We start from the raw sequence: 11,946 nt of genomic DNA on the forward strand, positions 1-11,946 counted from the left end.
GGGACGCTCCCCGCCGTCCAGACGAGCCTCGCCGTCGCCGGTCGCGGTGCCATCGCCGGGAGGTTGACTGCTCTCGTCCGACTTCTGGTTGATGCCAGGTGGGTCGTGGCCGCCGTACGCTGCAACGGACATGGCACACAGCACCCTCACGCCCGTGTTCGTCGGGCTCCGCACCGGACTGCACGTGCTGTTCGCCGCGCTCGTGGCGCTCGTGGTCGTCCGCGTCCTCGTCGTCCGCGACCCGACCATGTGGACGGCGATCGCCCTGGTGGTCGGGTTCGCGGTCCTCTACCTGCTCGGTGCCGGTGTCGCCGCCGCGCCGGAGGCGCGCCGAGCCGTGGTGGGTGCGGCTTGGATCACCGCCTTGACCGCCGTGTGGGTGGCGTTGCTCGTCCTGGTGCCGGAAGCGGCGTACCTGGTGTTCCCGCTGTTCTTCCTCTACCTGCACGTCCTTCCCCGGATCGTCGGGCCGGCCGCCGTGGTCGCAGCCACCCTGATCGCGGTCCTCGCCCTGGGCCTGCACGGCGGCTTCACCGTGGGCGGGGTGATCGGCCCCCTCGTCGGTGCCGGGGTCGCGTTGCTCATCGGCCTCGGCTACCGCGCGCTCGCCCGTGAGTCCGTCGAGCGGGAGGCACTCCTCGCGGAACTCCTCGCCACCCGCGACCGACTCGCCGCGACCGAACGGCAGCAGGGCGTCCTCACCGAACGCGCCCGCCTGGCACGCGAGATCCACGACACCGTCGCGCAGGACCTCTCGAGCATCCAGATGCTCCTCCACGCCGCCGAAGCAGCCGACAGCGACCGCCCGGGCATCGAGCACATCCGCCTCGCACGCGCCACCGCGGCCGACGGTCTCGCAGACACCCGGCGGTTCATCCGGGAGCTCGCACCGCCGTCCCTCGACGCCGGACTCCCCGCAGCACTGCGCCGCCTCAGCGACCAGTGGCACCGCGAGGGACTCGGCATCACCGTGACCGCAGCACCCGAATCGTCGGAGTTGACGATGGACGTGCAGACCGCTCTGCTGCGCATCGCCCAGGGTGCCGTGGCGAACGTCGCCCAGCACGCCGGCGCCACGACCGTCGACATCACCCTCGACGTCACCGCGACGCACGCGTCCCTGCGGGTGCAGGACGACGGCACCGGGTTCGACCCCGACCACACCGGCACCCGCTCCGGCACGTCCGACACGTTCGGGCTCCGCGCGATGGGTGAACGCGTCGACCAGCTCGGTGGCCGTCTCGCCATCGACAGCGCACCCGGGCACGGCACCACCATCACCGCGACCGTGGAGGTCGGTGAGCCGTGATCCGACTCCTCATCGCCGATGACCACCCCGTCGTCCGCGCCGGCCTGCGCGCACTCCTCGACGGGGCCGTCGACATCGACGTCGTCGGGGAGGCCGCGACCCCCGACGAAGCCGCCGCCCTCGTGGCGTCCGTGGACCCGGACCTGGTGCTCATGGACCTGCAGTTCGGACAGGACCGCACCGGTGCCGACGCCACCCGGCAGATCCGGTCGACCGACGCCGCGCCGTACGTCCTGGTCCTCACCAACTACGACAGCGACGGCGACATCCTGGGCGCCGTCGAAGCGGGGGCCAGCGGGTACCTGCTCAAGGACACGCCACCCGACGAGTTGCTCGCCGCGATCCGCGCCGCAGCCGCCGGTGAGAGCGCCCTCGCGCCGGCGGTCGCGAGCCGCCTGATGGCACGGATGCGTGCGCCACGGGTCAGCCTGTCCGCTCGCGAGATCGAGGTCCTCGGGCTCGTCGCCGAGGGCGCCTCGAACGTCGATGTTGCGGCACGCCTGCACATCACCGACGCCACCGTGAAGTCACACCTGGTGCACGTGTTCTCCAAGCTCGGCGTCGGTTCCCGCACCGCCGCGGTGTCCGAGGCCCGGGCGCTCGGCATCCTGCGCTGACGGCCCGTGCTCGCGCTGGTGCCGGTGCCCGCTGGTTCCGGTGCTGGTGCGCGCTCCGGTGCTCGTGCCGGGGTCAGCGCGTCCGGATCGTCAACCGCTCGAGGGTGAAGGCGCCGTCCTGCACGAACAGCCCCACCCGACCGGCGGCCCGGTCGTAGAGCCGCGTGCTCAGAGCGACGCTGCCGTCCACCACGGCCACGCAGACGTCGCCGTCGAGGTGGACGTCGACCCGGTGCCTGCCCGGGGCGAGCTGCACGGCACGTTCCAGTTCCACGGCGTGCGGCACGTCACCGAGGATCTGCCACTGCTCGGTGCCGGTGCTGCCGCGCGGCCACCGGTCCAGGACGAGCCGGTTCCGATCGGGTTCGAGACGCAGTGCGTAGCCGTCCTCGGTGTCGTCGCTGGTGCGCAGGAGCAGTCCGAGCGACTTCGTGTCCGCCGCGAGGTCGATGTCCATGCTGACCAGCGCCTCCGTGGGGAGTTCCGGACCGACCCACGACGCGTACCGCGTGGCGGCGCCGGCACCGACCGTCGGATCTGCGCCGTTGCGCGGTCGGAAGGCCGAGGTCACGTCGTCCTCGTCGGAGTAGGCGGCCTTCACGGCTTCGGGCAGGTCGAAGCGCAACGACCCGTCCACCCGCTGGTGTGCCTGGAGGGTGGCCATGGTGCCGGCCCACTGCCAGGCCCCGTCGTCGCGGTCGCCCTCCTTCGACGCGATCCAACCGACGAAGTACCGCTCGCCGTCGAGCGCCAGCGTCTTCGAGGCGTAGAACGCGCGCCCGTCGACGGTGTCGTCCGCCGGAGCGAGCCACGGCCCGTCCGGGGACGTCGCGATGCGGTAGCGCGTGCAGAACGCGTCCGAGAACTCCGAGTACACGAGGTACCACCATCCGCCCCACTGGAAGACGTCGGGGCACTCCTGGGTGATGAAGCGGTGGGGTTCCCAGAGCGGTGACGCGTCGCGCCAGGTCACGAGGTCGTCGGACTCGAGTCGCGCGACCAGACCGGATCGTCGGTACGGTTCGTCGCGTCGACGCGCTGCCAGGAGCATCTGCCACGGCCCCTCGGCAGACGGACGGAACACGAAGGGGTCGCGCCAGTCCTCGGGCGAGTACCCGGCGAGTGCCGGGAGATCCCATCCGGGGTGCTTCGTCCAGTCCGTGAGATCACCCGAGGACGTCGCGTGGCAGACGACCTGGGCATCCTTGGTGACGCCGTCGACCTCGGTCGTGATCCGCGGGTTGTGCCCGGTGTAGAACAGGTGCAGGGTGCCGGAGTCGTCCTGCACGACGCTTCCGGTGTAGCAGTCGAAGTCGCCGGCATCGGCGCCGCCCGAAGGCAGGACCACGCCCTTGCTCTCGAACCCGACGAAGTCGGTCGTGGTCACGGCTCCCCACGGCATCCCGGTCGCTCGCTCGAGCGGGGGGACACCCGGACGCTCGTCGAGCAGGTAGAACAACCACGCCGTGCCGTCGTGCTCGAACGGGATCACGTCCCCGACGAAGCCGTTCGGGGGCCGGAAGTGGGTGCTGGGTGTGGCGGCCAATCAGGTTCCTTCGGGTCGGGGAGCTGCGAGTGAGCTCCGGGGGACGTACCCGCACGGCACGAGGTGCCGACCGGGCTGCTCCGTCTCCGCCAGCAGCAGGGTTCCGGCGTCGAAACCCATCTGCTGGTGGGGGAGCGCGACGGTGGTCAACGGTGGGTGCATCTGATCGGCGAGGTCCGGCTGGTCGTCGAACCCCACGATGCTGACGTCCTCGGGACAGCGCATGCCGAGCGACTGCGCCGCCATCAGTGCGCCGACCGCCATGCGGTCGTTCCCGCAGATGATCCCGGTCGGCCGCTCGGTCGTCAGGACCTCCATCGCGAGGTCGTAGCCCGAACCCACCTGGAAGGTCCCGAACTCGACGCGGATGGAGTCCGGAGCGATCCCTGCATCCGCGGCGGCGCGCTCGAGGCCACGCTTGCGCTCCTGGCAGGCGTAGTCGTCCTCGGGGCCTCCGAGGAACGCGACCCTGGTGTGGCCGGCGGCGAAGACCGCGGCGGCGACGTCACGGCCGCCTTGGAACTCGTCGGCCAGGACGGTCACGGCGTCGGTGTCGCCGGGCGGGAAGCAGTTGACGAACACGGTGGGCACACGGTCGAGCCCTGCGACCGGGGTGACGTACTCCGGTCCGGGCGCCGCGTAGACGAGGCCGGCGACACCCTGCCGGACGAGGTTCTCGACCGCTGCCTTGCCGCCGTCGGTGGTCTGGGCGGTCTCGACCACGAAGCAGACGTACCCGGCCTCCTGCACCGCCTGCTGCACACCGAGCACGATGTGCCCGGCGTACGGCTGGGACACGAGCCGGTCAGCGATGACGCCGACCGTGTACGAGCGGTTCGAGCGCAACGACTGCGCAGCCCGGTTCGGTTGGAAGTCCAGTTCCTTCGCGGCCTGGAGCACACGGGCACGGGTCTCGTCAGCGATCGAGACGTCCCGACGGTCGTTGAGCACGAACGACACGGTCGGCTGCGACACCCCTGCACGGCGTGCGACGTCCTTCATCGTGACGCGGTGCGACTGCGCTGTGCGTTCTCGGCTCGCCATCGGATCTCCTTCGTCCCGCTCATCATGCCAGAAGCAAATACGTATTGCCTCCCCGGTGGCCGCTGTGTACGATCGCCTCACAAATACGTATTGGCCCGGCGTGGAGCGGGGTCATCATCGCTCAGAGAGGAGCGACCGTGACGAATGGATTCAGCACTCCCATCAACCGGCGCACGCTGTTCAAGTTCGGTGGGGCCGGGCTCGCGCTGGCCGGCATCGGATCGTTGGCGGCGTGCTCGACGGCTGGCGGAGGCAGCGACACGGGGACGGTGAAGATGCTCTACTTCGGGGAGCAGAGCGCCGCCACCGCGCTGCAGAAGGCGATCGAGCCGAAGATCAAGCAACTGGACAAGAAGGCGAGTCTCGAGGTCACGGCGATCAACGGCACGGACTGGAACGACTTCCTCGCCAAGGTGCTGACGCAGGTCGCGTCGGGCGACGTCCCGGACATCGTCAGCGTGGCGACCGAAGGCCAGCAGCTCCTGGCGTCGAAGAACCTGCTCGCCCCGCTCGACGACCTCGTCACGAAGAACCTGTCGGATCTGCACGCGTACTTCAGCGGTGCCCATCCGGCGCTGATCGAGTCGACGATGTACCAGGGCCACCTCTACACGCTCCCCGACAGTTTCAACGCGGGCAGCATGTTCTACTCGACCGAACTCTTCGACAAGGCCGGCCTCGCGCGCCCCGCGGCCGACTGGTCGATGGACGACTTCCACTCCTCCGCCGAACGGCTCGCGAAGATCGGTTCCGGCACGTACGCGTTCGACTGGGTCGTGCGCCTCTGGGGCAGCTGGACCTCGTTCCTGTACGCCAACGACGGCAACCTGCTGCAGGAGGGCAAGTACTCCGGTGGCGACTGGCTGTGGAAGAGCAAGGCGTTCGCCGACAACCCGCTCGGCGTCACCGGTCGCAAGGGCGGCTGGAAGTGGGGTGACCCGACCGCCAACTCCGACGCAGCGGTCGAAGCACTCGAGTACGTCATCGAGCTGCAGAAGTCCGGCGCGTCCCCTTCGCCGGACGTCGGCGGTGGTGCCACCCTCCAGGGCCTGATGTCCTCCGGCCGGATCGGCATGACGATCGGCGGCGGCTTCTGGGCCGGCGGTCTCCACAACGCAGGGATGCGGAACGGCAGCTTCGACGTCGTCGAGTTCCCGACCTGGAAGAGCAACAAGTCGCTCTTCGGCGCCGGCGGGTACGGCATCTTCAACTCGTCGAAGCAGAAGGACCTCGCGTTCGAGGTCATCAAGCTCATGGTGCAGCCGGAGAGCTTCGACGCGCTGTGGCCGGGCAACGTGACCACACCCGCGCAGAAGTCGCTGATGACCGCGGAGCGGTACTCCACGACGGGGCCGGAGCACTGGTCGGTGTTCTACGACCAGCTCGACAACTCGGTGCCCATCTCCGCACCGCCGTACTACAACGCCCTCGCGACGGCCCTCAACCAGCGGACCACACAGGCCATCTCGTCGGGGAACGCGAAGAAGGCGCTCGACGGCCTACAGGCTGACATCGAGCAGGCCGCAGCGCAGGCATCGTGATGACCGCAACGACAGAACGACGCACCCAGCGCGCGGCCGAGGTCGCAGCCCGCCGGCCGGCGGCGAAACGTGCCCGTCGGCGTGAGTCCACGTTCGGCTTCCTCATGATCGGGCTCGCGGTGGTGTTCGTCGCCGTGTTCACCCTCGTCCCGATCCTCGCCTCACTCGGCCTGTCGTTCACCTCGTGGGACGTGATCAGCAGTCCCGAGTGGGTCGGCCTGGACAACTACGTCCGACTGTTCACCGACGGGCCGGTCCTCGCGTCCTTCGGGGTCACCATCGGACTCGCTCTCGCCATCGTCGTCCTGCAGATCTCGCTCGGCTTGCTGCTGGCGGTGCTGGCGAACAACCGGAAGCGCAACACCACCCGCGTGTTCTTCCGCACTGCGTTCTACCTGCCGCTGCTGGCGTCCACAGCAGCAGTGTCGATCTTCATGGGCTACATCTTCGACACGAAGTTCGGCCTCATCAACTACTACCTCAACGAGATCGGCCTCCCCGGAGCGCACTGGCTGAACGACCCGTTCTGGGCCAAGGTCACGATCGTGATGGTCGTGGTCTGGCAACAGGTCGGCTTCACGTTCGTGTTGTTCGTCGCCGCGCTGCTGGCGGTCCCGGTGGACGTCCAGGAAGCCGCCTCGATCGACGGCGCCGGCCCGTGGCGGACACTCTTCCAGATCAAGATCCCCCTGATCAGCCCGACGATCCTGTTCGCGACCGTCATCGCGATGATCAACGCCATGCAGCTGTTCGACCAACCGTTCATCATGACCAAGGGCGGGCCCGGTACAGCGACGACGACGGCCACCATCTCGATGTACCAGGCCGGGTTCCAGAACCTGCAGTTCGGATTCGCCTCCGCCATCGCGATCCTGCTGCTGGTCATCATCGGCATCATCACCGCCGTCCAGTTCATCGCCGCACGAAAGCTGGTGTTCTACCAATGACGACCACACAGACGTTCGATCCACTGCACAGCCCGGAAACCGTGGCACAACCGAGCATCGACCACATCGTGCGCCGGCGACGTCCGGTCGCCACCGTCGGGAGCATCGTCGGCCTGGTCATCCTGATCGTCGCTGCCGTGTTCGCCCTCGGGCCGCTGCTGTGGACGCTCACGACGTCCCTCCGAACGCCGGCTGAGTCCTTCGACAACCCGCCGCAGTGGCTCCCGCTGTCGTGGGACTTCAGCAACTACGCGGCCGTCTTCGACCAGATCCCGATCGGCCAGTTCTTCCTCAACAGCGTCGTCGTCACACTGCTGATCGTCGTCGGCCAGACCGTCACCTGCACCCTGTCCGGCTACGCGTTCGCCATGATCAGCTTCCCGGGGAAGAACACCGTCTTCGGGATCTTCCTCGCCACGATGATGGTCCCGATCCAGACGATCATCATCCCGGTCTTCGTCATCCTCAAGGACATCGGGCTGACGGGGTCGATCGCGTCCCTGATCGTCCCCGCCCTCGGGAGCGCGTTCGGCACGTTCCTGATGCGGCAGTACTTCATGCAGATGCCCAAGGAGCTCGGCGAAGCAGCGCGCATCGACGGTGCCAGCCAGTTCGGCGTGTTCTGGCACGTCTACTCCAGGATGGCCAGCCCCGCGATCGCGACGCTCGCGATCCTGAACTTCTCCGGCTTCTGGGCCGAGTACTACCGGCCGTTGATCTTCCTCAACCAGCAGGACACGTTCACCCTGCCGCTGGGGTTGGTCGGTCTGCAGGGCAACCTCGGGACCGGGTCCATCTCGGTCGTCCTCGCGGGCGTGGTGCTGACGATGATCCCGAGTGTCCTGCTCTTCGTCTTCGCCCAGCGGTACTTCATCGAGGGCGTCACGGCTGGATCCTCCCGATGACCGACCACCACCTCCCGCAGTTCCACGTCCGGCTGCCCCGTGGCTACCTCAACGACCCGAACGGACCGATCGACATCGGCGGACGGGCGCACCTGTACTTCCAGTCGAGGCCGCTCGTCGACCTCGAGATCCCGGTCGAGTGGGGACACGCCACCAGCGAGGACCTGGTGCACTGGAGCCTGCACCGGCCCGCGATCGTCCCCGTCCCCGGGGGCGCGGACTCCGGGGGCGCGTGGTCGGGCAACACGGTGCTCCACGACGACGTCGTCCGCGCGTACTACTCCGGCAAGGTCGACCACAGCCCGTTCCAGTCGGTGCTCCTCGCCGAGTCCTCCGACGGCGGCACCAGCTTCGGTCCACCCGTCCAGGTCGTGGCAGACCCGGCGGCCGACGAGGGGATCACGATGTTCCGCGACCCGTTCGTCTGGCAGGACGAGGACGGCTGGTCGATGGTTGTCGGAGCAGCGGCTGCGAACCAGACCGCGGCGGTCCGTCACTACCGATCCGCCGACGGCGTCACCTGGGCGTCCGCCGGCGACCTGGTCGCGATGACCCGTGCCACGGTCGAGGGCATCGACACCGGCGCAGGCTGGGAGTGCCCGCAGATCCTCACGGTCGACGGCACCGACGTCGCCCTCATGGCGTCCTGGTCACACGAGGACGGACCGGGCGAGGTCATCGCGGTCCCGTTGACCGGCACGCTGCACCCCGACCGGGTCGACCACGGGCAGCACTTCTACGCGCCGTCCGTGATGCGGACCGGGTCGTGGGGTGCGGTGCTCTTCGGGTGGGTCACGGAAGGTCGTCCTCTGGAGGCGACCGCGCAGGCGGGCTGGTCCGGTGCCGTCTCCCTGCCCAGGAGGGTGTGGCTCACCGACGGACGACTCGCGAGTGCACCGCACCCCGCGGTGGAGTCACTGCGAGCAGGCACGTCGCGTCCGGGCCACGGGGCGACGATCGGCGCGCAGGTGGAGATCGTGCTCCCGACCCCGGTCACCGGCGTCGTCCGTCTCCGGTTCTCGGAGGCCGAGTACCTCGACGTCCGTGTCGACCTGGAGGCCGACACCCTCACCGTCGATCGGAGTCGTGCCAGCGGGGACGCTCGCGCGGACACGAGCCCTGCCGTGGTCCGGGCGCCGTTCGGACCGCGGAGCGAGCTGCCGGCGGTGCGGGTGTTCGTGGACGGGTCCGTCGTCGAGGTCTTCACCAGCGCCGGCCGATCCGTCACGACGCGCGTCTACCCCGAGCAGGCACCACCCTGGACTGTGGAAGCTCCTCCCGAGGCGTCGGTCTGGGAACTGCGGAGCGCTGTGACGGTGGCGGGTCCGAGATGACCCGGCCCCTGATCACCGTTGCCGGCGAGTCGTTGGTCGACGTCGTGCACGACGGATCACCGCGTGAGGTACCCGGTGGGAGCCCGGCGAACGTGGCACTCGGGTTGGGGAGGCTCGGTGCACCGGTCGAGTTCGCGACGTGGCTCGGGGACGACGTCCGAGGACACCGCATCGCCGATCACCTCCGGGCCTCCGGCGTCCGACTCGTCGACGGGACGTTCCGAGCCAGCCGGACGTCCTCCGCCTCCGTCCGGCTCGACGCGGACGGCCAGCCGACGTACGAGTTCGACGTCGAGTGGGACCTGCCGGAGCTGCCACGCACGCCGAGCTGGCTGCACGTCGGATCGATCGGCGTCTTCCTCGAACCCGGGGCGAGCAAGGTGTCGGAACTCGCGCGACGCACCGCGGCGGCCGGGGGAGTCGTCTCGTTCGACCCGAACATCCGTCCCGCGCTCCTCGGCGCGGCTGCCGACGAGCGACTCACCTTCGAGCACCGTGCAGCGACGGCGAACGTCGTGAAGCTCTCCGACGAAGACGGTGCGTGGCTCTACCCGGGGCTGTCCGAGGAGTCCGTCCTCGATCGCGTGCTCGGCTGCGGCGCCCAGCTCGCGGTCCTCACCACGGGCGCCACCGGCTCGCTCCTGGCGACCGCGACCGAGCGGGTCCGGGTCCCCGGTGAACGCGTCGACGTCGTCGACACCGTCGGAGCGGGCGACACCTACATGGCAACGCTCGTCTGGCAGCTGCGGGACCACGCCACCGTTCTCGACTCGCTCGGCGAACCGACCCTCACGGAACTCGGACGTGTCTGCACCCGTGCCGCGGCGATCACCGTCGCCCGGCGGGGAGCCGATCTGCCGAGCGCCACCGACCTGATCCCCGTGCGGGGAGCGACTCCCGAAGCGCACGATCCGACGCAATCCCGACCTCGAACCGGAGTGGACCATGACCTCTGAATTCCGACGACGCGCACTCCTCCAGGGTGCAGGCATCAGTGCGCTCGCGCTGTTCGCCGCGACCGCGCCAGGCGAAGCAGCACGCGCCGCATCACTGTCCCGACCCGGGGCTCCGTCCGCAGCATCCGCAGTGACCGGCACCTCGCTCCGTGCCAGGTACCACATGACACCGCCTGCCGGATGGCTGTCCGATCCGCAGCGTCCGGTGTTCACCAGGGGCGCGTACCAGCTGTACTACCTGCACTCCGACGTGGACAACGGCGACGGCGGCTGGGACCACGTCTCCACCACCGACGGTGTCGACTTCACCTTCGAGGGAACGGTCATCCCGCTGCAGACCAACCTGCCCACGTGGACGGGGTGCACCCTGATCGACACCGACGACACCGCCGGCTACGGTGCCGGTGCCGTCATCGCCCTCGCGACCCGCCCGACAGGGGGTGTGCGGAAGTACCAGGAGCAGTACCTGTTCTTCTCCACCGACGGCGGCTTCACCTTCACCGCCCGACCGGATCCCGTCATCGTCAACACCGACGGCCGCGCAGCGACCACCGACGCAGAGGTCTCGAACGCCGAGTGGTTCCGTGACCCGAAGGTCGCCTGGGACGCCGCCCGCAGCGAATGGGTCTGCGTCATCGGGCGGCAGCGGTACGCCGCGTTCTACACGTCGAAGAACCTCGTCGACTGGACCCTGCAACGGAACTTCGACTACCCCGACCACGACCTCGGAGGCATCGAGTGCCCCGACCTGTTCCAGATCACCGCCGACGACGGGACGACGCACTGGGTCCTGGCCGGCAGCATGGACGCCTACAACGTGGGTCTGCCCTGCACCTACGCCTACTGGACCGGCTCGTGGGACGGCACCTTCTTCACCGCTGACGACCTCACACCGCAGTGGCTCGACTGGGGCTGGGACTGGTACGCGGCCGTCACGTGGCCTGCGGTCGAAGCGCCGGACACGAAGCGCTACGGCATCGGGTGGATGAACAACTGGAAGTACGCCGACCGGCAGGTCCCGACCGACGCCTCGGACGGGTACAACGGTCAGAAATCGATCGTCCGCGAGATCACGCTGCGCCGTCGGTCCACTGGCGGCTACGCGCTCATCAGCGAGCCCGTCGCAGCGCTCCGGACCGCGGCGACCCGGACCGTCCCGATCGCTGACCAGTCGGTCAACGGATCCACGGTCCTGCCCTACGACGGGCGGGCCTACGAGATCGAACTCGACGTGACGTGGTCCGACGCCACGAACGTCGGGGTGTCGGTCGGACGCTCCGCTGACGCCACTCGGTCCACGAACATCGGCAAGGCCGGTGGCGACCTCTACGTCGACCGCGCGCGATCCGATCGTGCCGGGTTCGCGCTCTCGCCGTACACCCGCGCCGCGGCTCCCGTCGATCCTGCGACACGGTCCTCGCACCTGCGGATCCTCGTGGACACGCAGAGCGTGGAGGTGTTCGTCGACGACGGCGCGACGGTCCTCTCGAACCAGGTGAACTTCGACACGGGCGACACGGGCATCTCGTTGTTCTCCGACGGCGGCACCGCGACCTTCTCCGGCATCACCATCCGCGAGTACGGGGGCGAGTAGAGACGCAGGTCCGGGAGCTGCGACGGTGCCGGGGCGTCGGTGCGGACCGCGGGCGAACAGAGGGCGAACAGAGGGTGGTCGGACGGTGGTCGGACGGCGGTCGGAGGTTCGTCCGAGGGAGATGGTGTGTCCTGGCACCCGGACCGGACGACC

General features: G+C 69.1%; 10 protein-coding genes. 8 read left to right on the forward strand and 2 right to left on the reverse strand.

The window, feature by feature from the left end:
* Nucleotides 1-130: 130 nt before the first annotated feature.
* Nucleotides 131-1,309, forward strand: coding sequence for a sensor histidine kinase (locus tag ITJ50_RS15605; protein WP_194590883.1), 1,179 nt, complete (start codon nucleotides 131-133; stop codon nucleotides 1,307-1,309).
* Nucleotides 1,306-1,926 (forward strand): response regulator, encoded by a 621-nt coding sequence (locus ITJ50_RS15610; RefSeq protein ID WP_042537093.1) that lies wholly within the window; start codon nucleotides 1,306-1,308, stop codon nucleotides 1,924-1,926. The genes ITJ50_RS15605 and ITJ50_RS15610 overlap by 4 nt, the downstream gene beginning before the upstream one ends.
* 73 nt (nucleotides 1,927-1,999) lie before the next feature.
* Here ITJ50_RS15610 and ITJ50_RS15615 read toward each other — a convergent pair whose 3' ends face one another.
* Entirely contained in the window at nucleotides 2,000-3,472 is a 1,473-nt protein-coding gene (locus ITJ50_RS15615; RefSeq protein WP_194590884.1) for a GH32 C-terminal domain-containing protein, read from the reverse strand.
* The gene (locus ITJ50_RS15620) at nucleotides 3,473-4,516 is read right to left on the reverse strand and encodes a LacI family DNA-binding transcriptional regulator (protein ID WP_017887450.1); all 1,044 of its coding nucleotides are present in this window, start codon (nucleotides 4,514-4,516) and stop codon (nucleotides 3,473-3,475) included.
* 137 nt (nucleotides 4,517-4,653) lie between these two features.
* Here ITJ50_RS15620 and ITJ50_RS15625 point away from each other — a divergent pair, with 137 nt between their 5' ends.
* The 6 genes from ITJ50_RS15625 to ITJ50_RS15650 are packed head-to-tail and all read left to right on the forward strand — an operon-like array spanning nucleotide 4,654 to nucleotide 11,793.
* Nucleotides 4,654-6,057: an ABC transporter substrate-binding protein gene (locus ITJ50_RS15625; protein ID WP_017887449.1), complete on the forward strand. Its 1,404-nt coding sequence runs from the start codon at nucleotides 4,654-4,656 to the stop codon at nucleotides 6,055-6,057.
* Complete coding sequence (locus ITJ50_RS15630) at nucleotides 6,057-7,004, forward strand: carbohydrate ABC transporter permease (protein ID WP_017887448.1); 948 nt, start codon at nucleotides 6,057-6,059, stop codon at nucleotides 7,002-7,004. The genes ITJ50_RS15625 and ITJ50_RS15630 overlap by 1 nt, the downstream gene beginning before the upstream one ends.
* On the forward strand, nucleotides 7,001-7,909 hold the full coding sequence (locus ITJ50_RS15635; RefSeq protein ID WP_017887447.1) for a carbohydrate ABC transporter permease: 909 nt from the start codon (nucleotides 7,001-7,003) through the stop codon (nucleotides 7,907-7,909). Before ITJ50_RS15630 ends, ITJ50_RS15635 begins: the two co-directional genes overlap by 4 nt.
* The gene (locus ITJ50_RS15640) at nucleotides 7,906-9,243 is read left to right on the forward strand and encodes a glycoside hydrolase family 32 protein (protein WP_194590885.1); all 1,338 of its coding nucleotides are present in this window, start codon (nucleotides 7,906-7,908) and stop codon (nucleotides 9,241-9,243) included. The genes ITJ50_RS15635 and ITJ50_RS15640 overlap by 4 nt, the downstream gene beginning before the upstream one ends.
* The gene (locus ITJ50_RS15645) at nucleotides 9,240-10,199 is read left to right on the forward strand and encodes a carbohydrate kinase family protein (protein ID WP_194590886.1); all 960 of its coding nucleotides are present in this window, start codon (nucleotides 9,240-9,242) and stop codon (nucleotides 10,197-10,199) included. Before ITJ50_RS15640 ends, ITJ50_RS15645 begins: the two co-directional genes overlap by 4 nt.
* On the forward strand, nucleotides 10,189-11,793 hold the full coding sequence (locus ITJ50_RS15650; protein WP_194590887.1) for a glycoside hydrolase family 32 protein: 1,605 nt from the start codon (nucleotides 10,189-10,191) through the stop codon (nucleotides 11,791-11,793). Before ITJ50_RS15645 ends, ITJ50_RS15650 begins: the two co-directional genes overlap by 11 nt.
* The last annotated feature ends 153 nt before the right edge of the window (nucleotides 11,794-11,946 follow it).

The organism is Curtobacterium sp. VKM Ac-2889, assembly GCF_015350855.1.
GTDB lineage: Bacteria > Actinomycetota > Actinomycetes > Actinomycetales > Microbacteriaceae > Curtobacterium > Curtobacterium poinsettiae.